The 21,318-nt window shown below is 64.5% G+C and carries 17 protein-coding genes and 2 tRNA genes; 6 read left to right on the top strand and 13 right to left on the bottom strand.

Annotated features, from left to right (window positions below; all coding sequences use genetic code 11):
• The first annotated feature begins 74 nt into the window (after window positions 1-74).
• Window positions 75-272: a hypothetical protein gene (locus H535_RS22810; RefSeq protein ID WP_035767915.1), complete on the top strand. Its 198-nt coding sequence runs from the start codon at window positions 75-77 to the stop codon at window positions 270-272.
• Window positions 273-322: 50 nt separating this feature from the next.
• On the opposite strand, the gene H535_RS0101420 is transcribed toward H535_RS22810, so the two are convergent.
• From H535_RS0101420 to H535_RS0101395, 6 genes are all read right to left on the bottom strand, one after another.
• Window positions 323-395, bottom strand: a tRNA-Glu gene (locus H535_RS0101420).
• A gap of 108 nt (window positions 396-503) precedes the next feature.
• Window positions 504-575 (bottom strand) — tRNA-Gln (locus H535_RS0101415).
• Window positions 576-976: 401 nt separating this feature from the next.
• A complete protein-coding gene (locus tag H535_RS22805) occupies window positions 977-1,729 on the bottom strand; it encodes an HAD family hydrolase (RefSeq protein ID WP_035767913.1) in 753 nt (250 codons plus the stop codon).
• On the bottom strand, window positions 1,730-3,253 hold the full coding sequence (gene gltX, locus H535_RS0101405) for a glutamate--tRNA ligase (RefSeq protein ID WP_026818128.1): 1,524 nt from the start codon (window positions 3,251-3,253) through the stop codon (window positions 1,730-1,732).
• Between the two features lie 38 nt (window positions 3,254-3,291).
• Complete coding sequence (locus tag H535_RS0101400; RefSeq protein WP_026818127.1) at window positions 3,292-5,058, bottom strand: SLC13 family permease; 1,767 nt, start codon at window positions 5,056-5,058, stop codon at window positions 3,292-3,294.
• Window positions 5,059-5,181: 123 nt separating this feature from the next.
• The gene (locus tag H535_RS0101395; RefSeq protein WP_026818126.1) at window positions 5,182-5,958 is read right to left on the bottom strand and encodes a fumarylacetoacetate hydrolase family protein; all 777 of its coding nucleotides are present in this window, start codon (window positions 5,956-5,958) and stop codon (window positions 5,182-5,184) included.
• A 762-nt stretch (window positions 5,959-6,720) separates the two neighbouring features.
• Between H535_RS0101395 and H535_RS29530 the strand changes: the two genes are divergently transcribed.
• Entirely contained in the window at window positions 6,721-7,086 is a 366-nt protein-coding gene (locus H535_RS29530) for an endonuclease domain-containing protein (protein WP_211236496.1), read from the top strand.
• Between the two features lie 71 nt (window positions 7,087-7,157).
• On the opposite strand, the gene H535_RS0101385 is transcribed toward H535_RS29530, so the two are convergent.
• The 3 genes from H535_RS0101385 to H535_RS0101375 all read right to left on the bottom strand — a co-directional run bounded on the left by H535_RS0101385 (window position 7,158) and on the right by H535_RS0101375 (window position 9,891).
• Window positions 7,158-7,355 carry a hypothetical protein gene (locus H535_RS0101385; protein ID WP_026818125.1) on the bottom strand — a complete coding sequence of 66 codons (198 nt, stop codon included), beginning with the start codon at window positions 7,353-7,355 and terminating at the stop codon, window positions 7,158-7,160.
• 217 nt (window positions 7,356-7,572) lie between these two features.
• Window positions 7,573-8,685, bottom strand: coding sequence for a branched-chain amino acid aminotransferase (locus H535_RS0101380; protein WP_026818124.1), 1,113 nt, complete (start codon window positions 8,683-8,685; stop codon window positions 7,573-7,575).
• A 156-nt stretch (window positions 8,686-8,841) separates the two neighbouring features.
• On the bottom strand, window positions 8,842-9,891 hold the full coding sequence (locus tag H535_RS0101375; protein WP_026818123.1) for a 3-isopropylmalate dehydrogenase: 1,050 nt from the start codon (window positions 9,889-9,891) through the stop codon (window positions 8,842-8,844).
• Between the two features lie 152 nt (window positions 9,892-10,043).
• Here H535_RS0101375 and H535_RS0101370 point away from each other — a divergent pair, with 152 nt between their 5' ends.
• From H535_RS0101370 to H535_RS0101355, 4 genes are all read left to right on the top strand, one after another.
• Window positions 10,044-11,246 (top strand): sensor histidine kinase, encoded by a 1,203-nt coding sequence (locus tag H535_RS0101370; RefSeq protein ID WP_026818122.1) that lies wholly within the window; start codon window positions 10,044-10,046, stop codon window positions 11,244-11,246.
• A 32-nt stretch (window positions 11,247-11,278) separates the two neighbouring features.
• Complete coding sequence (locus H535_RS0101365; RefSeq protein ID WP_026818121.1) at window positions 11,279-11,998, top strand: response regulator; 720 nt, start codon at window positions 11,279-11,281, stop codon at window positions 11,996-11,998.
• A 175-nt stretch (window positions 11,999-12,173) separates the two neighbouring features.
• A complete protein-coding gene (locus tag H535_RS22795; RefSeq protein WP_051298385.1) occupies window positions 12,174-12,959 on the top strand; it encodes an ABC transporter ATP-binding protein in 786 nt (261 codons plus the stop codon).
• A gap of 2 nt (window positions 12,960-12,961) precedes the next feature.
• A complete protein-coding gene (locus H535_RS0101355; protein ID WP_026818120.1) occupies window positions 12,962-15,631 on the top strand; it encodes an ABC transporter permease in 2,670 nt (889 codons plus the stop codon).
• A gap of 300 nt (window positions 15,632-15,931) precedes the next feature.
• Here H535_RS0101355 and metG read toward each other — a convergent pair whose 3' ends face one another.
• From metG to ilvN, 4 genes are all read right to left on the bottom strand, one after another.
• Complete coding sequence (gene metG / locus H535_RS0101350; protein ID WP_026818119.1) at window positions 15,932-17,524, bottom strand: methionine--tRNA ligase; 1,593 nt, start codon at window positions 17,522-17,524, stop codon at window positions 15,932-15,934.
• A 345-nt stretch (window positions 17,525-17,869) separates the two neighbouring features.
• Window positions 17,870-19,474, bottom strand: coding sequence for a phosphoglycerate dehydrogenase (gene serA, locus H535_RS0101345; RefSeq protein WP_026818118.1), 1,605 nt, complete (start codon window positions 19,472-19,474; stop codon window positions 17,870-17,872).
• 190 nt (window positions 19,475-19,664) lie between these two features.
• A complete protein-coding gene (gene ilvC, locus H535_RS0101340) occupies window positions 19,665-20,690 on the bottom strand; it encodes a ketol-acid reductoisomerase (protein ID WP_026818117.1) in 1,026 nt (341 codons plus the stop codon).
• A gap of 103 nt (window positions 20,691-20,793) precedes the next feature.
• Window positions 20,794-21,306: an acetolactate synthase small subunit gene (gene ilvN, locus H535_RS0101335; RefSeq protein ID WP_026818116.1), complete on the bottom strand. Its 513-nt coding sequence runs from the start codon at window positions 21,304-21,306 to the stop codon at window positions 20,794-20,796.
• Between the last annotated feature and the right edge of the window lie 12 nt (window positions 21,307-21,318).

The following is a 21,318-nucleotide window of genomic DNA, read 5'->3' as shown; positions in this document are numbered from 1 at the left end:
CAGCCCGGACCGGACATATCCCCTATTCCACCCGGCCTGTTCCACACTGGACCCTTCATGCCTATGCTGGGCACATGATTGAGTTACCCAGAAAGTACACGGAATTTATGGACACTCTTGACCCGGCGGAGCGCGAAGCATTCTTCCCGGTCTTCGAGCAGTCGGCGGCGCAGGGCGACTTCGGGGTGCTGATCCGGGGAGTGCCGTCCGAGCATCAGGCGCTGGTCTCGGAGTCGGTTCCCTTCGGCGAGGTCCATGTAGAAGGGGCCTGAGGGGGGAAAGGAAAAACCTCCGACCCTGATGGACCGGAGGTTCTTGCTCGTGACCCCAGCGGGATTCGAACCCGCGTTACCGCCGTGAGAGGGCGGCGTACTAGGCCGCTATACGATGGGGCCGTACTGAGCTTTGCTCAACAAGCTAAACGAGTATTACACACAGCCTGTTGCCCACGCCAATCGAGTGGCGCATGCCATTTCCGACCGTTCCAGACCGAAAATGAAGCGCTGGGGTACCAGGACTCGAACCTAGAATGTTGGTACCAGAAACCAGTGTGTTGCCGATTACACCATACCCCAATGACACGTGGATCCGTCCCGGCAGGCAATTTCTGCCGCTCCGCACCCTCAAGCGCCGACACCCAACATTACCCGATGAGTTGCACGGGTTCAAAACGAGGGATCGCCGGTTCCCGGAACCGACGCGTAAGCCCGGCATGGGCGGGATCGGGGCCTTGCCGGCGTCGGGGCCCCAGCCAGGTTGCGGTTTGCTGGCCGGGGCTTTGCGTGTTCGGCCCGGGAGTACAAAACCGCCAAAACCGGGCATTAGTGCATCGAAACGCCGAGTTATACTCCCCGGCCGAACCGATCCACGGCCCGAAAGACGGACAGACCCCGGGGCACGGCACACTGGGCACCTCATCCGCAATCCGGGCGCCAGCCGGGCACGCAATCCGGGCGCCACCCGGCTCACCAGACCCCTACCCCAACCCGAGCAGCGGCAGCAATTCATCCAGCGACCCGACGGTCACGCCGTCGTACTCCCTATCCTTCGGCCCCGGCGTCCCATACGCTTCGGGCCGCTTCAGCCACACCCCCGCCAGCCCGGCGGCTTCGGCGCCTTCGGCATCGACCACCAGGTTGTCGCCCACGTACATGGTCCGTTCCGGGGCGGTGCCCAGCTGACGGGCACCTTCGTGGAAAATCCGCGGGTCCGGTTTGGGACACCCCACCGCGTCGGTCCCTACCAGCACCTCGACCCGCCTCAGCCCGGCCTTGTCCAGCTTGATCCGCTGGTACTCCTCCACGTTATTGCTCACGGCGCCGTAGCCAATGCCGGCGTCCTCCAGTGCGTCCAGTGCCCGTGCGACGTCATCGAACGGCGCGAAATGGACCGGCAACGTCCGCTCGTACGCCTTGTTCCACGCCATCATCGATTCGTAGTCGAGCAACGTGCCATGGACCCATTCCTGGGCGTGCTGGATGCGCTCCAGCCGCTGCTCCACGAAACTCAATTCACCGGAGAGGAATCGATCATAGTGGCCCAGCGGATCCTTGGAGTACAGCCGGGTGTACTCCGCCCATTCATGCTCGGCCAACCCCGGCGCGTGCTCGGCGCTGACATGGCGCAGTGTCTTGTCCATTGCCGTTTCCAGGTCGACCAGGGTGTCGTCGATGTCGAAGAGCACCCCGTCGACACGGCCGGCCGGCGAGGGATTTTCCGATGTGGACATTTAGGACGCCGACGCGTTGCGGAACGCCCGGATCCGGTTGAGCGAGGATTCCTTGCCCAGGATCACCATGGATTCGAACAACGGCGGCGAGATGCGCTGCCCGGATACTGCGGTGCGGACCGGTCCGAAGGCCTTGCGCGGCTTCAGCCCGAGCTCGTCGACCAGCGCCCGGCGGAGCGCCTCCTGCACGGTTTCGGCGGTCCACAGCTGTACCGGCTCCAGCACGGCGATGGCCGCGTCGAGCGCCTCGGTGAGATTCTCCGGCATACCCTTCAGCGCGTCGTCGGCAACCACAATGTCCTCGTCTTCGGCGAAGAGGAAACTGAGCATATGGGGCGCCTCCCCCAGCAGGGCAATCCGCTCCTGGATCAGCGGCGCCGCTTCGGTGAGGATCTCTTCCTGGCGCGGGCTGAGCGCTTCGCCCAGGATGCCGGCGTCCTGCAGGTACGGGATCAGACGGTGACGGAAGTCGGCACCGTCAAGCATCCGCACATGGGTTCCGTTGATCGCCTCAGCCTTCTTGATATCGAACCGGGCCGGATTGCCCAGCACATCGTGGACGTCGAACTTTTCGATCAGTTGCTCAACGGTGAAGATATCCTCGTCGGCCGAGAGGGACCAGCCCAGCAACGACAGGTAGTTCAGCAGCCCTTCAGGGATAAATCCGCGTTCGCGGTGCAGGAAGATGTTGGATTCGGGGTCCCGCTTGGACAGCTTCTTGTTGCCCGCCCCCATCACGTAGGGCAGGTGGCCGAACTGCGGAATGTATTGTGCGACGCCGACGTCGAGCAGGGCCCGGTAGAGCGCGATCTGGCGCGGCGTGGAGGAGAGCAGGTCTTCGCCCCGCAGCACGTGGGTGACCCGCATCAGGGCATCGTCGACCGGGTTGACCAGCGTGTAGAGCGGCTTGCCGTTGGCGCGGACGACGGCGAAGTCGGGCACCGTGCCGGCCTTGAAGGTGATGTCGCCACGGACGGCGTCGGTGAAGGAAACGTCGTCGTCGGGCATCCGCAGCCGCAGCACGGCCTCGCGGCCCTCGGCCCGGAAGCCGGCGATCTGTTCGTGAGTCAGGTCGCGGTCATAGTTGTCGTAGCCGAGCTTGACGTCGCGGCCGGCAGCCCGGTGACGCTCTTCGACCTCCTCCGGCGTGGAATACGACTCATAGATGTGCCCGGCGGCCTTGAGCTTGCCGATCACCTCCTGGTAGATGTCCGCGCGCTCGGACTGTCGATAGGGTTCGTCCGGACCGCCGACCTCAACGCCCTCGTCCCAGTCGATGCCCAGCCACTTCAGCCCGTCCAGCATCTGGTGGTAGCTTTCCTCGCTGTCGCGGGCAGCGTCGGTGTCCTCGACACGGAAGATGAAGGTGCCACCGGTGTGTCGGGCATAGGCCCAGTTGAACAGCGCCGTGCGGATCAGCCCGACGTGCGGAGTGCCCGTGGGAGAGGGGCAAAACCGCACCCGGACAGGGGTGTCGTCGGTGACGGTGGGCGTGACGGCGGAGGCGGAGTCAGATTCAGTCATGATCTTCCCAGTCTAATCCAGCGACACCAATCGAGCGGTCAGAAGCTCCACACCAATGGCACCAGCAGCACCACGGTGGCGCCCACCAGTACGGTGAGCGGCCCGCCGAGCCTGACGTAGTCAGTGAGCCGGTACCCACCGGGGCCCATCACCATCAAATTGGTCTGGTAGCCGATTGGTGTCATGAAGCTGGCGGACGCAGCGAACATAATGGCCATCACGAATGGCATGAAGGACACATCGAGCTGTGCGGCAACCGAAACGCTGATCGGGAACATCAGCACGGCCGCGGCATTGTTCGTGATCAGCTCCGTGAAGACCACGGTGAGGGCATAGACGAGCAGCAGGCCGATCCAAGGTGCCAGATCCTCGCTGAACAATAGCCATTGGGCGATCTGCTCGGCCGCCCCGGTCTTGGTCATCGCCGCGCCCAGCGAGAACGACGACGCGATGACAATCAGCACTGACAGGTCGATGGAACGGCGGGCCTTGGAGTACGGCATGCAACGAAGGATCAACATCGCCCCCGCGGCCAGGAAGGCTGCCTGCATGATGCTGAGCAGGCCGACGGCGCTGGTGACCACCATGGCGGCCAGGATGCCAAGCGCCCACGGCGCACGCTTGAAGTTTGGCGGAGTCGAATCCTGCAGGGCGCTGACCAGCAGGAAGTCGCGGCGGTAGCGGTATTGATCCACAAAATCCTGGCCCGTCTCCAACAGCAGCGTGTCCCCCACCTGCAATTCGATATCGCCAACCTTGCCCGGCAGCCGTTCGCCGTTCCGCGAAATCGACAGGATCACCGCTTGGTACCGGGAACGGAATCGCGACTCGCGGACGCTCTGGTTCAGACCGGCGAAGTCGGGCCCGATCACAGCTTCGACCAATTCACGTTTGTGGTGATCGATCTGCAGCTTATGGACATCCCCTTCAGCCGGGATCAACCCGCGAATCCGGCGGATCTCCCGGGCACATTCCGGGGCGCCGATGAACATCAACGTGTCCCCTGCCTGCAGTTGGGTCTCGGGAGGAACCGCCGCCATCAGCTGGCCGTCACGTTCGATGTCAGTCAGGTAGCCATGCTGCAGACTGCGCAGACCCGCCGACGAGATAGTCTGCCGTACGAGGGGGCCACGGGGGTCGACACCGACCTCCACCGAGTACTCCCGCGCGGAACCCAGCTGCTCCAGAACGCCTTCCCGGTCGGGCAGCAGCTTATCGGCGAAGAAGTACAGGTATGCCCCGCCTACCAGCACCAACGGCACGCCGATCCAGGCGAGCTCGAACATCTCAAGCGAGACATCCTTGCGGCTCTGCAGCAGCCCGTCCACCACCAGGTTGGTGCTGGTGCCGATCAATGTACAGGTACCACCAACGACCGCGGCGTAACTGAGCGGCAACAGCAATTTCGACGGCGGCAGTCCCAACTTGCCGGCCCATTCCTGGATAGCGGGAATGAACATGGCCACGACTGTCGTGTTGTTCATGAAAGCGCTCAGCCCGGACGTCGGAGCCAGCAACCTCAGCTGTGCCTGCTTGATGTTCTTCGGCTCCCCAAGCAGGCGATTGGCAATCCACTGCACGGCGCCGGTTTCCTTCAGACCGGTGGCGACGACGTACAGCACTGCGATCGTCATGACACCGGTGTTTGCGAAGCCGGCAAGCGCTTCCTGAGGTGTGAGGATGCCGGTGACCATCAAGGTCACCATCGCAGTGACAAGAATGACGTCAGCGGCGAGCCGGGTGAACGCCAGCCCGGCGAGGACGGCGAGGACGACGCCCATCGTAAAGTATGCAGAAATGTCCATCTGGTTCCGGCTACCTCATTGTCTCAATACGACCGGCCATGCACGAACAGTAGCGCCGGCGCCGTCGTCGTACTTCATCTGCATCACCGATCTGTCCGGCGGCGCTGCCGAGCTGCAGGGCCTTCAGCGGCGGATTACAGGGTTGGACAAGGCGCCGATGCCTTCAATCTCCACCTCGTAGCGCTGGCCATCGGTGATCAAACCTACACCCGATGGCGTGCCGGTGAGGATCACATCACCGGGCAGCAGCGTGAAGGCCTGCGATACCAGGGACACCAGGTCCTTGACATCCCAGATCATCTGGCTGGTGTTGCCGTCCTGTTTGAGTTCGTCGTCCAGGTAGCCCCTGACCGTCAGATCCTCGGTATCGAGTTCCGTTTCGATCCACGGGCCGAGCGGGCAGGACGTGTCGAAGCCCTTGGCGCGGGCCCACTGGTTGTCCGTGCGCTGCACGTCGCGGGCGGTGAGGTCGTTGGCGCAGGTGTAACCGAAAACCACCTCGTTGACGCGATCCGCGGGCACATCCTTGCAGATCCGGCCGATCACCACTGCAAGTTCGGCCTCGTAGGAGACTTCCTCGGTAAAGGTGGGCATGGTCACAGGATCGCCGGGGCCGACGACGGCCGTGTTTGGTTTGAAAAACATCAGCGGGGCCGGCGGCACCTCATTGCCCAGCTCCTTGGCGTGTTCCGCGTAGTTACGGCCTATTCCGACGACCTTGCTGCGGGGGATGATCGGGGCGAGAAGGCGGATGTCGTCGACCTTGTGGCGCTTCTCGGTCACTTCCACCTTGCCGAAGAACGGATCGCCATTGACCACGGCGACTTCCTCGCTGCCGGGCTCCCCTTCCACCACGCCGTACATCGGGGCGTCGTCAACTACAAATCGGGCTATACGCATGCACACCACCCTACCGGTTCCGTCGTTTTCGCCCGTGCACGTTTGGTTCAGGGATGTGATGTTCGCCCAGGCAGGGCAATCCCGGATCCGGGGCGACGAAAGCGCCGTTTTCGGCATTTCCTCCTGCCTGACCGCACACCTGCTTCTTCTCCACACGACAAAGATTCTCTCGTTCGGTCCACATAGCAGCCATCTCCGGTTCGTTTTCACGCCATCACGCAACAGACTCGCCGTATGTACCTCCCCGAAGACGTCCTCAGAGCCAAACACGGAACCACTACCCGCCAGGAAATCCTCATCTACAGCAGTGGGCGATTAATCACCGATAGTGTCCGCAACGGGGCCATCATTCGCTTGCGTCGGGGAATCTACGGTCTCCCCGACCTGCCTGAAGCCAACTCCGTCGCCCTGCAAACATCCGGCGTCTTGTCTCACGATGACGCGGCACGGTATTGGAAGTTTGAGGTGGCATCCCTCCCCGAGGCGGTTCACGTCACCGTACCGGCCAATTCCAATGCAAAGCCCAGGCCAGGTATTCGCCTTCACCGCCGGTCCTTACACGGTGAAGCCATGCTCAGCCTTGTCCCAGGGCTGCGCGTTACGACTCCATTGAGAACTGTCCTGGACTGCGCCAGCACGATGTCGTTCCCGGATGGTCTTGCCGTAGCGGACTCAGCGTTGCGCAGCGGATGGGTACGCCAGCGGGATCTGCAGACTGGAGCACATGCGTTTAGCGGCTACGGAGCAAGCAACGTCCGCCGAGTGGCAAAGCACGCCAACAGACATGCGGCCAACGCCCTCGAATCGGCGCTTCGCGCCATCTGCATTGAGAACCGGCTCGGCGATTTCGTCCCGCAGGTTCAGGTCAAGGACGGGCATGTGAATTATCGGCTTGATTTGGCCGATCAGGAGCGCATGATCGACCTCGAGTCGGATGGATACGCGTATCACAGTCATCGCAAGGCACTGCACGACGATCACACTCGGGATTGCGAGTTGATCCGCCGTGGCTGGGTCGTGCTCCGGTTCAGCTGGGAGCACGTCATGCTCCAGCCCCGCTGGGTGGCCGCAGTAATCCGCGAAACGCTGCAGCGGCGCCGCGTTCGGCCAGGCAGGAAGAAACGGTGAATTGAGCCCCTTCGGCCGTTGGACTCCAGTGTAGTCCTGCTTGGACGAACACCTGCCCCGCCCCGACAGGCTCAGTTCAGCTTTTCGGCCGAGACAATACTGCTGCCACCGATCACGAGGGTCCGTTCGTCCGACGTTTCGAATTCGGCGAATAATGCGTAAGCGCCTATGCCGGTGAACTGTTCCTGAATGAGTCCGGTGCAATGCACGGTTTCATGCTGGCCGTTGGCCAGCTCAAGATAGTACGTGTTTCGCCCCTTGCGGCCCATGCGATCCCTCCTCAACATCTTGATATGCGGTCACTCTCGAGATCAACTTCCGACGGCGCGCATGCTGCCATGGGCCCACCGGCCTCAGCTAACCCATTGTCGCGGCCGGACGCCAGCGTTTACCGGGCCGCCAAGCCTATCGGCTCAAACCTCGAACCACTCCAGGCCCGGACGCAGGCCCGCGGAACGCGCCACCCGGGGAACTACGCCCGCCAGGCTAAGCGAGCCGCGTCAGCCAGCCGTGCGGGTCCTCGGCCTTGCCGGTCTGAATCCCCAGCAGCTGCTCGCGCAGCGACATGGTGACTTCCCCGGGCTTTGCGTCGGGCGAACCGATATCGCCGTTTTCGGTCTTCAGCTCCCCGATCGGCGTGATCACCGCAGCGGTGCCGCAGGCAAAGACTTCGGTGATTTCGCCCGACTTCACGCCATCTTCCCACTCGTCGATGGTGATCTTGCGCTCCTGCACGTCCAGTCCCCGGTCCTTGCCGAGCTGGATCACCGAGGAGCGGGTGACGCCTTCGAGGATGGTGCCGCTCAGCGCGGGAGTCACCAGACGACCGTCCTTGAAGACGAAGAAGACGTTCATCCCGCCGAGTTCCTCCACGGCGTCGTCGTTGAACGGGTCCAGGAAGAGCACCTGCTTGCAGCCGTGCTCTTCGGCTTCCATCTGGGGCGCAAGCGAAGCTGCATAGTTGCCGCCGCATTTGGCGTTGCCCGTTCCGCCGCGTCCGGCGCGGGCGTAGTTTCGGGAGAGCCAGATGGAGACCGGCTTCAGCTCGCCGCCGAAGTAGTTGCCGGCCGGCGAAGCGATCACCCGGTAAGAGACTTCCCGCGACGGTCGGACGCCGAGGAAGGCTTCCGTGGCGAACATATAGGGACGCAGGTAGAGGCTGTCGCCCTCACCCGTGGGGATCCAGTCCTTGTCCACCTCAACCAGCTGGCGCAGCGACTCGAGGAAGGTCTCTTCCGGCAGCTGCGGCAGGGCCAGGCGGCGGGCGGAGCGGTTCATCCGGGTGGCGTTGGACTCTGCGCGGAAGGTCCACACCGACCCGTCGTCGTGCTTGTAGGCCTTCATACCCTCGAAGATTTCCTGCCCGTAGTGCAGCACACTGGCGGCAGGGTCCAACGGGATCGGCCCGTACGGTTCGATCCGCGCGTCGTGCCAGGAACCGTGTCCATCAGGTCCGGCGGTGTAATCCACGACGGCGGTGTGGTCCGTGAAGTGATTTCCGAAACCGGGATCTGCGAGCACCTCGGCGCGCTGTTCTTCGGTCTTGCGGTTGCTGGACAACTGCCGGCTGAACTCCAGGCCGGTAGCGGTTTCGGTCATTATTCCTCCACGTACTTCAACACGTCTTCGTGCAATGGTTTCGACTCTGCCACAAGACTAGTACCTCTTGGGCTGTCGCGCAGGTGCGCGACGGCGGCTACGGCGTCCGGGGCCAAGTCCCGGCTACCGGCAGCAGGCCCGCGGGGACCACAGCGGCTACAGGGCGTCGATGATCGCGTCCCCCACCACCGACGTCGGCCTCGGTCCGCTGCCCCGCGAGGCAATGTCCGCCTCGACAGCCTGCTGTACCCGCGAGGCGGCCTCACGGTGGCCCAGATGATCCAGCAGCAGGGCAGCCGACAGGATGGCCGCCGTCGGATCCGCCTGCTGCCGCCCGGCAATATCCGGGGCCGAGCCGTGTACGGGCTCAAACATCGACGGCGCCGTCCGGTCCATGTTGATGTTCCCGGATGCTGCCAGCCCGATTCCGCCGGTCACGGCCGCGGCGAGATCGGTAATGATGTCGCCGAACAGGTTGTCCGTGACGATGACGTCGAACCGCGCCGGGTCGGTGGCCAGGAAGATCATTGCCGCGTCGACGTGCTGGTAGTCGTGCTCCACCTGCGGGAATTCCGCGGCGACCTTCTCGACTGTCCGCTTCCACAAGTGGCCGGCATGGACCAGCACATTGTGCTTGTGCACGAGCGTTAGCTTCTGCCGGGGCCGTTCGCTGGCACGGCGGAAGGCGTCACGGACCACGCGCTCCACACCATGGGCGGTGTTGACGGACACCTCCGTGGCGATTTCATGCTCGGTTCCCACGCGCAGCGCACCGCCGTTGCCGACGTACGGCCCCTCGGTGCCCTCGCGCACCACAATGAAGTCGATCGCGCCGGGATCGGCCAGTGGGCCGGGCACGCCGGAGAAGAGCTTCGATGGGCGGAGATTGACGTAGTGGTCGAGGCTGAAGCGGAGCTTGAGCAGCATCTCGCGTTCGATCAACCCGGACGGGACTGCGGTGTCGCCCGGGGCCGCGCCGACCGCGCCAAACAGGATGGCGTCATGGGCGCGAATTTGCTCCAGCGTCTCGTCGGGCAGGCTCTTCCCCGTCGCTTTCCAATGCTCGGCGCCCAGCGGGTACTCGGTCAGCTTCAATTCCGCGCCCTCGTCCGATGCCACCTTCCGCAGCACCTTTACTGCTTCGGCGACCACCTCCGGTCCGATGCCGTCGCCGGGTATGACTGCCAGATTCATCGTCTCGCTCATGGTTCCACTGTATTCCGACAGATCACATGGCGGGCAACATGTCTCACCTTTTGGACGGGGCGGGCGGGAGCGGGGATGAAGACGACGACGGCGGGCAGCGGCAAACTCATCCCGCGGCATGACGCCCCGCGCCACCGATACAGTGCATAATCATGGGCGTGCATCAAAAGATCTACCGCTGGATTCAGCAGAACCCCCGCAAGGTCGACCTGCTGGTCATGCTGCTCTGGCTGGCCGTCTTCGCGCTGCCGACCGCGTCCCAACCGGTGCTGATGCTCGTTTCGGCCGCGATGATTATCCCCATCGCGTTCCGCCGCAGCCACCCTGTTCCGGCCACCGCCGTGCTCGTGATCGTCTACCTCGGCGTCTGGTTGTTCCAGATGGAGCCCGTGCCGGCGCTGCTGAGCGCGCCGTTCATGATTCACGCCCTGGCCGCCTACGGTCCCCGATGGTCGGGCTTTGCCGGACTTGGGGCCGGAACGCTCGGCGCGCTCCTCTATGCGGTCCGTCCCGGCTTCGTCGGCGCAGGCTCCACCTCACCGCAGAGGATGGTTCCTTCGGACATACCGCTCACGGTCACCATCACGATGTTCATCATGATCGAGTTGATAGTGGTACTCGCCTGGACCTTCGGGGACCTCGCCCGCACCCGCAGGCTGCGCGTGCAGGCCCTCGAGGACCGCGCATACCGGCTCGAGATCGAACAACAACAGGAGCGCGATCTGGCGGCCGCGGACGAACGCAGCCACATCGCCCGCGAGATGCACGACATCGTGGCCCACTCACTGTCGGTCATCATTACCCAGGCCGACGGCGGCCGGTATGCCTCGGCCGCGGATCCCGCCGTCGCCGCCCGGACGCTGGAGACGGTCGCGGACACCGGCCGCACGTCGCTGCGGGAAATGCGGCGGCTGCTCGGTGTGCTCCGCAGCGGGGAGGAAACCTCGACCCGCCCGCTGCCGGCCCTTGCCGACGTCGACGATCTCGTGGCGACCCTGCGGGGAACCGGGCTGCAGGTCGACTGCACCCAATCCGGGGAACCACAGCGTACGCTGCCCACGGGGGCCGAATTGACCGCCTACCGCGTCGTGCAGGAGTCGCTGACCAATGTGCTCAAACATGCAGGCCCGCAGGCCAAGGCTTCAGTGGAACTGCGTTGGAACGGCCGCGGCCTGTCCATTGACGTGTTCGACGACGGCAGAGGGGCAGCTGCCGATCGGAACCGGGACGGGCCCGGCCAAGGAATCCGCGGCATGACTGAACGCGTCAAGCTATACGATGGAACGTTGACGGCGCAGCCAAAGACCGGCGGCGGCTTCAGTGTTTCAGCGATGATCCCCTACACCGGGAACTGACCATAAGCACCGGACCTGACGATAAGGACTCTATGACCGAGGACAATTCCGCCCCGATCCGGGTGGCACTGGTTGACGACCAGCAGTTGGTGCGCGGCGGCTTCGGCATGCTCATCAACTCGCAACCCGACTTGGAAGTCGTGGTCGAAGCCGGCAGCGGTTCCGAGGCCGTGACACGGCTCGCCGCCACCCGTGCCGACGTCGTACTGATGGACGTGCGGATGCCCGGGATGGACGGGATCGAGACAACCCGGCAACTGCTGCGCCGTGCCGCCGGGGCCGGCAGCACGGCTGGGCCTGCCCCGGACGCGATGCGGATCGTGGTGTTGACCACCTTCGACCTGGATGAGTACGCGCTGTCGGCAATTCAGGCCGGTGCGAGCGGGTTCCTGCTCAAGGACGCGCCGCCCGAAGAACTGCTGGAGGCAATCCGCACCGTGCATCGTGGCGATGCCGTGATCGCACCGTCGACCACCAGGCGGCTGCTCAACCACGTGGCGCCGCTGCTGAACCAGCCAGGCCCCGAGCAAGACCAACATCAGGCGGCCGTGGACACTTTGACCACGCGCGAACGCGAGGTATTCGTGCTGATGGCCCAGGGACTGTCGAATCCGGAAATCGCCGGACAGCTGTACCTGTCGGAGGCGACGGTGAAGACGCATGTCGGGCACATTCTGGCAAAGCTGCAGGCACGGGATCGGGTGCAGGCGGTCGTGATGGCGTACGAGACCGGCCTGGTCCGGACCGGCTGAGGCGTGTCTCCTCCCCTGGTATGACCCCACGGCCCGCACCGGCCGGCGAAGGTCAGCCCCCAGCCTGATTCGCCGGCGGCGCGACGGCAATAGATTGGGAAGGTATCCCAACGATTCCAGGAGGAAATCCGACGTGCCCAACCCACCAGTCTCAGCCGACGCGGCGGCATCGAGCATGCACCCGTCAAACCCGCAGTCGCCCCCGCCGACACCGTCCGCCGACAAGCAGCAAACCAGTACGACGGCGAGCGCAGCCCGAGGCCTGTCCAAGACCTACGGCAAGGGCGACACCAAAGTTCACGCCCTGCACGACGTCGACGTCACTTTTGACCGCGGCAAGTTCACCGCCATCATGGGCCCATCCGGATCGGGTAAATCCACCCTGATGCACTGCCTCGCCGGCCTCGACAGTGCAACCTCCGGCCAGATCTGGCTGGGCGACACCGAGATCACCGGCCTGAACGACAAGCAGTTAACCAGGCTGCGCCGCGATCGTGTCGGATTCGTGTTCCAGGCCTTCAACCTGGTGCCCACGCTGACCGCCGAGCAGAACATGACCCTTCCAATCTCCCTGGCCAACGGAACCGTTGACACACAGTGGTTCAATCACGTCACGCAGACGCTCGGGCTCGAGGACCGGTTGGCCCACCGTCCGCACGAACTCTCCGGCGGGCAGCAGCAGCGTGTCGCCGTCGCCCGCGCCCTGCTGACCCGGCCGGACGTGATCTTCGGCGACGAACCCACCGGCAACCTGGACTCGAAGGTCGGCGCCGAAGTGCTGTCCATGCTCCGTCGCAGCTCGGCGGAGATGGGACAGTCCATCATCATGGTCACCCACGATCCGATCGCCGCTTCCTATGCCGACCGTGTGGTGCTGATGAACGACGGGGCGCTGGTCGGCGAACTCAACGAGCCCGGCAGCGAGGACATCCTGGCCGCCCTGGCAAAGTTGGGAGGCTGAACGTGCTGCAGGTAGCCCTGTCCCAGGTAAGAATGCACGCCCGCCGGTTCATCGCCGTCGGGCTTGCCGTGATGCTTGCCGTCGGATTCCTGACCGCCACCCTGACGGTCAATGCGACGACGACGGCGTCCTTGAAACAAAGCCTCGGTGAATCGTACGCCGCCGCGGATGTGGTCATTACCCCGGAGAACTTCGATGCCAGCATCACCGACCAGGACCTCAACGCCGTCTCAGAGTTGGACCAAGTGGATGCCAGCTACGGTCAACTGCGGGCCGTCACCGAATTCGAAACGGGATCGGAGACCGGCAATGCGGCACTGACCAGTGTCGCTCCGAAGGCCTTGGAGACGACAAATGTCGTCTCCGGCCAGCTGCCGGAGACGACCGGGCAAGTCAGTGTTGACCAGGCAACGGCCGACGAATTCAATCTCGCAGTCGGCGACCAGGTGACGCTGCAGCCGGCGGGAGCGCAGGCTGGCAAGGGCGACGGCGGCACCGAGGTGACGATCGCCGGGATCGTCGAATCAACCAACAACCCGCTCGCCGCCGCACAACCCCAATTCCAGGCCACCGGCGAGCAGCTCAAACAGCTTGGCGAGGCGGTCCAGCCAACGATGCAGGCCATCCAGCTCTCGCTGGCCCCCGGGGCAACTCCGGACGCGGCTGTGGCCGCCGTTGAGGACAAGTTGTCCGGCGAACCCGTCGTCGTGCGCACCGCCGAAGAACAGGTGGTTGCCGACGTCGCCGAACTGACCGGAGGCACCGACCAGTTCACCGTCGTGCTGCTGGCGTTTGCCATCATCGCGGTGTTGGTCTCCGGGCTGGTCATCGCCAACACCTTCTCGGTACTGCTGGCCCAACGTACGCGGGAGCTGGCGCTGATGAGATGTGTTGGCGCCGGGCGGGCCCAGATCCGCCGGTCGGTGCTCATCGAAGCGTTCGTCGTGGCGCTCGTTTCCTCCGCACTCGGCGTGCTGCTGGCCGTCGGCGTGATGTTCGGACTGGTCAGCTGGGCACAGACATTACCGGGCAGCGGGTTCGCCACCTTGGCGGTGCCGCCCTCGGCCGTGATCACCGGCATGGTGGTTGGAATCCTGATCACCCTGATCGCTGCGCTCGCCCCGGCAAGGTCGGCCACCGCCGTCGCGCCGCTGGCCGCGCTGCGACCGGTCGAGGACCTCTCCGTCGGCAGCAAACGCGGGAAGGTACGGCTGGGGATCGGACTGTTCCTGCTGGTCTCCGGCGCCGTGCTGCTGATTTCCGGGGCATATTTGTCCCAGTTACTCATTGCCGTGCCCGGCGGGGCACTGACCTTCCTCGGGTTCCTGCTGTGTTCATCATTCTTCGTGCCCAAGGTGGTGTCCGCCTTCGGCCGGCTCGCCGCCCCGTTGGGTGTGCCGGGCAAGCTGGCTGCAGTGAATTCGGTGCGCAATCCGGGAAGGACATCGACGACGTCGGCGGCTCTGTTGATCGGCGTGACGCTGGTGACAATGATGATGGCGGGCGCGGAAACGGCCAAGCACACCTTCGACGCCAAACTCGACGAACGCTTTCCGGTGGATATGAGCATCACCGGCCCCTCCGGCCAGGACCAGCCGCTCAATGCGGCTGCCGTAACAGCCGCCGAACGAGTCGACGGAGTGGAGCAGGCCGTTCTCCTGCCGGTGGCGGGAACCATCCAGGATGGGGCTGACGACGCAGCCGCCACTGAGAAGCAGGACACCGGGGTTTCGTCCGGAGGCTCGGTCGGCGGACCGGAACAGGCGCAGCTGCCGGGCAACCCGGTCTATGCCATCGATCCAGCCGATGCCCGCGCCGTGCTGAACGACGAGGACGTCGAAGTGGCGGATTCGACGATTATCATGCCGAACGGGACGAACGAGGAAACTGTCACCATCGTCGGCGAGGACGGCGAGGTCACCTTGGATGTCGTCACCAGCGACACCGAAAGAATGGTCCCGGTGGTCAGCACGACCGTCCTCGAAACCGTGGGCGGCCCCATGGCAACGCCGGGTTCGGGTGCCGGTTCGGGTACAGGCGCCGGTGCGGGTTCAGGCTCCGGTGCCGGTGCGGGTGCGGGCTCGAGCGCGGGTTCAGGCGCCGGCGCCGGTTCCGCCTGGATGCCCCAGGTCTGGCTCTCCGTGGAGTCGGGAATGACATCGGGCGAGCTGGTGGACCTGCGATCTGCCGTGGCCGACGCCGTGGGCGTTGACGATTTCCAGGTGTCCGGAGCCGTAGTCCAGCGTGCGATGTTCAACCAGATCATCGACGTCATGCTGCTCGTGGTCACCGCCCTGCTGGGGGTAGCGGTGCTGATTGCCCTGATCGGGGTGGCCAACACGCTGTCGTTGTCGGTACTGGAGCGGACCCGGGAGTCGTCGCTGCTGCGTGCGCTGGGGCTGACCCGGGGCCAACTGCGGATGATGCTCGCGGTCGAGGCAGTGCTGATTGCCGGAGTGGCGGCACTGATCGGTATCGGGCTTGGCACCGCGTTTGGGTGGCTCGGTGCGCAGTCCGCGCTCGGACTGTTCGCCACGGTCACGCCGCAGCTGCCGTGGCTTCAGGTCGCCGGTGTGCTGGCCGTCGCCATCGCCGCCGGCCTGCTGGCCTCCGTGGTTCCGGCACGCCGCGCCGCACGGCTCTCCCCGGTGGAAGGCCTGGCCATGGAATAGAGGGGCCGGCAAGACCCGATCGGAGCTTCCGGTGAGCGTTCCGCTCCGCTTTGGGACAAAGTGACACCGGCGCCGCCGGTCAAATGTCCCAAAGCGGAGCGAAGTCGGAAGATTCCGTAGAAATCCGGACTCCAGTCCCGGAAATGCTGCGGGTGGGACTCTCCATCCTGCGCGCCGTGGATGTAACGTCCCATTTCGGAGCGGGGCGATCCGTGACGCCGGTGTCCTATCGCCCGACCCGGGCTTCGTCAGGATCGGCCACGGGCTGTCTGCGCAGGCTGCAGCACCGAACCGCGCGGATTACGCCCCCGGCTCCTCGTAACGGGGGAACACCGGCGTTGGTTTCGGCAGGTCCGTCCCCGGCACGATCCGGGTTCCGAGCGCCGCGAAGTCACGGGCGCCGCCGTCGTCACCGCCATCAGCGTCGTCACCGGCACCGCCATCGTCCTGTCCCAACAGGGTGAGCAGCTTTGCCCCGGAGTCCGGCATCACCGGTTGCACCAAAATACTGGCCACGCGAAGCACTTCCAGCGTCGAGTAGAGCACCGCATTCATCCGCTCCGGATCGGTCTTCCGCAGCACCCACGGCTGCTGGGCGGAGAAGTACCGGTTGGTTTCGCCAATGACCGTCCAGATGGATTCGAGGGCCCGGTGGAAGTCCTGGACCTCAAAGTCGCTCCGGCATTTGGCCAGCAGTGCCTGGGATTTGGCCAGCAGTTCCTCGTCCGCGTCATCCAGCGAGGAGGGTTCGGGGACCTTGCCGTCGCAGTTCTTGGCCACCATTGACAAGGAGCGCTGGGCCAGGTTTCCCAGATCGTTGGCCAGGTCCGCGTTCATCCGGCCGACGATGCCGTCGTGGCTGTAGGAGCCATCCTGGCCAAAGGGCACCTCGCGGAGCAGGAAGAACCGGAATTGGTCCAGACCGTATGTGTTGACCAGCGCGACCGGATCCACCACGTTGCCCACGGACTTGGACATCTTCTCGCCTTTGTTGAACAGGAACCCGTGTGCGTACACCCGCTTGGGCAAGGGCAGCGACGCCGACATCAGGAACGCCGGCCAGTACACGGCGTGGAACCGGGCGATGTCCTTGCCGATCACGTGCAGGTCGGCGGGCCAATAGGTCTTGTACGACTCGGACTCCGTCTCCGGGAACCCGGCACCGGTGAGGTAGTTGGTCAGTGCGTCCACCCACACGTACATCACATGATCGGGATGGCCGGGAACCGGGACGCCCCAATCGAAGGTGGTGCGGCTAATGGATAGATCCCGCAGCTCTCCGCGGACGAAGCTGGCCACCTCGTTGCGGCGCTGCGCCGGGCCGATGAACTCCGGGTTCTCCTCGTAGTGGGCCAGCAGCCGGTCGCGGTAGGCCGACAGCCGGAAGAAGAACGTTTCCTCCTCGGTCCAGTCCACAGGTGTTCCGGTCTCCCTGGAATACCGGATACCATCGTCGGCGACTTCGGTTTCTTCTTCTGCGTAGTACGCCTCGTCGCGGACGGAGTACCAGCCCGTATAGGTGTCCAGGTAGATGTCTCCGGCTTCATCCATCCGTTTCCAGATGGCCTGGGCGGCCTCGATATGGTCCTCGTCCGTGGTGCGAATGAAGCGGTCCAGCGAAATGTTCAGCGCCGGCTGCAGGTCCTTGAAATACTCCGTGTTCCGATCGGTCAGAACCCGGACATCCATGTCTTCCTTGTCCGCGGTCTGCTGCATCTTCTGGCCGTGCTCATCGGTGCCGGTCAGGAACCTGACGTCGTAGCCGTCGAGCCGCTTGAAGCGGGCCATGGCGTCGGTGGCTATCACCTCGTAGGCGTGGCCGATATGCGGCAGCCCGTTGGGATAGGAGATGGCCGTGGTGATGTAGTACGGGGTTTTCTCGGAAGCGTTCACCCTTAGAAATTACCTGCTTTCGATCTCGATTGTCGCGTCCTGACGTGTGTGCTGTTCGCACCGGGAGTAACTTGGGCCGAAATCGGCCCCTTTGTACCTGAAAGGCCACCGTTTACTCCCCGGCCGAACGTGAACCCGTGGCCACATGGGAAGGACTCTGCGCGAAAGGCGGCCTTAAGATTCGTGAGGGACGAGCGAATTTCGTTGCCGCCGTGCGCAGAGGCCGGGTCTGTGCCCGGTCTCGGTGCGGCGCTTCGCGCCTTACTCGACCACCGGGGGGCGCGGTCTCGGTGCGGCGCTTCGCGCCTTACTCGACCACCGGCGCCTTACTCGACCACCGGGGCCCTACTCGGTGAGGTCGACTTCACGGACGGCGGTGGCACCGATTTCGGTCTTGATCCGTTCCAGCACGTCCTGGCTGACGGCGCTGTCGACGGTGAGCAGGCACATCACCTGGCCGCCGTCGTCGTTCCTGGAGACCTGCATGCTGGCAATGTTCGTGTTGTTCTCGCCCAGCAGCCGGCCAAGGATGCCGATGATGCCGGGACGGTCCTGGTAGGCAATCACCAGCACGTGCTCGCTGATCGGGATTTCCACGTCGTAGCCGTTGACGCCGACGATCTTTTCCACCTGCTTGGGCCCGGTCAGGGTGCCAGCCACGGAGATCTGCGATCCGTCGGACAACGCGCCGCGGATGGTCAGCACGTTGCGGTATTCAGGTGAGTCCGCCGTGGTGACCAGGTGGGTGGCGATGCCGCGCTGTTCGGCCAGCAGCGGGGCGTTGACGTAGGAAACCTGCTCGGAAACGACGTCAGTGAACACGCCCTTAAGCGCGGCCAGTTCCAGGGACTTGACGTCGTGCTCGACAATCTCGCCGGCGACCTGCACATCGATCTGGGTCACCGAGTCGTGGGTCAGCGCGGTGAAGATCCGGCCCAGCTTCTCGATCAGCGGAATGCCCGGGCGCACGTCGGAGGCGATCACTCCCCCGGCGACATTGACGGCGTCGGGCACCAGTTCGCCCGCCAGCGCCAGGCGCACGGATTTGGCCACCGAGACGCCTGCTTTCTCCTGCGCTTCCGCGGTGGACGCGCCCAGATGCGGCGTGACCACCACATTGTCGTGCTCGAAGAACGGCAAGTCGGTGCTGGGTTCATTGACGAACACGTCGATGGCGGCGCCGGCGATCTTCTGTTCTTTCAGCGCCTGGTGCAGCGCTTCCTCGTCCACCAGCCCGCCACGGGCAACATTGACGACGTAGGCGCTTTCCTTCATCTGTTCAAACGCTCCGGCGCCGATCATGCCCACCGTCTCCGGGGTCTTGGGCATATGAATGGAGATGAAGTCGCTCTGCTGAAGCAGCTCGTCGAGGGTGACAAGCTGGACGCCGAGCTGCGCGGCGCGGGCGGAGGTGACGTACGGGTCGTAGGCCAGGATGGTGGTCTCGAAGGCCTGCAGCCGGGCCGCGATCAGCGCGCCGATCCGTCCCAGGCCAATGATGCCGATCTTCTTCTCATACAGTTCGATGCCGGTGTACTTGGACCGCTTCCACTCGCCGTGCTTCAGCGCGGTGCTGGCCTGCGGAATGTTCCGGGCCAGCGACAGAATGTGTCCCACAGTCAGTTCGGCGGCGGAGGTGATGTTCGACGTCGGGGCGTTGACCACCATGACGCCGGCACGGGTCGCGGCCTTCAGGTCGACGTTGTCGAGGCCGACGCCGGCACGGGCGATCACCTTCAGGTTAGGCGCGGCGGCGATCGCCTCGGCATCGAGTTTGGTGGCCGAGCGGACCAACACCGCATCGGCTTCGGCGATGGAGCTGAGCAACGTGGAACGGTCCGAGCCGTCCGTCTGGCGTATCTCGAAGTCCGGGCCGAGCGCCTCGACGGTGGCCGGCGAGAGTTCTTCGGCGATCAGGACGACGGGACGGCTGGCGTTCGATGCTGGCACAGATTTTCCTTGCGTGGTCGGTCGGATGGGGCTATTGGAGCTGGTCGTGGCAGGGCAAACGGTCGTGGCCTCGCCGAACGGGCAGTACCTGCCGCAATCACGCTTTCAAGCGGGTACTTACTGCCCATTCGGCGAGCGCGGGCGGCCGCAGTCCACGAAAGACGCCGCCGGCCGCGCGCATCACGCCACTTTACCGCGCGACCGAGCCCTCGGTGTAGTCGTCTTCGGTCTGGATCCAGGAGAACAACTGACGCAGCTTCCGGCCGGTCGATTCGATCGGGTGGCCCTCGCCCCGCTGGCGCAGCCGGGCGAATTCCGGAGCCCCGGCGTCCTGGTCGTCGATGAAACGCTTGGCGAAGGAGCCGTCCTGGATGTCGGCCAGCACCGCAGCCATGTTCTGCTTCACCGATTCGTCGATCACCCGCGGCCCGGAGACGTAGTCGCCGTATTCGGCCGTGTCGGATACGCTCCAGCGCTGCTTGTTGATGCCGCCTTCGACCATCAGGTCGACGATCAGCTTCAGCTCGTGCAGCACCTCGAAGTAGGCGATCTCCGGCTGGTAGCCGGCCTCGGTCAACGTCTCGAACCCGTACTGCACCAGCTGGGAGGTGCCGCCGCACAGCACCGCCTGCTCGCCGAAGAGGTCCGTCTCGGTCTCCTCGGTGAAGGTGGTCTTGATGACGCCGGCACGGGATCCGCCGATGCCCTTGGCATAGGACAGCGCCAGGTCCCAGGCCTTGCCCGAAGGGTCCTGCTCGACCGCGATCAGGTCCGGAACACCACGTCCGGCTTCGAACTCGCGGCGCACAATGTGCCCGGGCCCCTTCGGCGCGACCAGTGCGACGTCGACGTCGGCCGGCGGCTGGATGAACCCGAACCGGATGTTGAAGCCGTGCGCGAAGAAGAGGGCGTCGCCGCCAGTGATGTTGGGTTCGATGTGCTCTGCGTAGACCGTGCGCTGATCCTGGTCCGGGGTGAGGATCATGATCAGGTCGGCTTCTTCGACCGCCTCGGAAACGGAGACGACGCGCAGCCCCTCTGCCTCGGCCTTCGCCCGCGAGTTGGAACCCTCGCGCAGACCGACGCGGACGTCCACACCTGAATCCCGCAGGCTGAGGGCGTGGGCGTGGCCCTGGCTGCCGTAGCCGATGACCGCGACGTGGCGGTCCTGGATGATCGAGAGGTCGGCGTCGTCGTCGTACAAAATGTCAGCCACTGATGTGTCTCCTCGTGTTCTGCTCCGGCGTTCTGCCGGTGCTCTTCAGGCTAGTAGGTTTTTAGTTGTTCCGATGCGCTGTTCAGGCCGGGTCATGCTCAGGTCATGCTGAGCGTAAGGCCCGGTCGCTCATCGACTTCGCGCCCCTGCTGATGGCAAGGGTTCCCGACTGCACGATCTCACGGATCCCGAAAGGTTCCAGCACGGCAAGCAGTGCGTTGAGTTTCTCGGGAACGCCAGTGGCTTCGACGATCAACGAGTCGGTGGACACATCGATCACCGAGGCACGGAACAATTCTGCAGCCTGGGTGACCTGCAGTCTGCTCGTGGCGTCGGCGCGCACCTTGACCATGATGTGGTCGCGCTGCACGGAGGCGTCGGAGGCAAGCTCAACAATTTTGATCACGTTGATGAGTTTGTTGAGTTGTTTGGTGACCTGCTCCAGCAGGTCACCTTCGGCGTCGACGACCACCGTGATGCGGGACATGCCCTCGATCTCGGTGGGGCCGACGGCCAGGGAGTGGATATTGAAGGCGCGCCGGGCGAACAACCCGGCCACCCGTGTGAGGACACCCGGTTTGTCTTCGACCAGCACGGACAAGGTGTGGCGGCTCATGTCTACTGCTCC

It is taken from the genome of Arthrobacter castelli DSM 16402 (assembly GCF_000430705.1).
Taxonomy (GTDB): domain Bacteria; phylum Actinomycetota; class Actinomycetes; order Actinomycetales; family Micrococcaceae; genus Arthrobacter_C; species Arthrobacter_C castelli.
The sequence above is the reverse complement of the archived record's forward strand: the minus strand, read 5'-3'. Positions and strand labels throughout refer to the sequence as shown.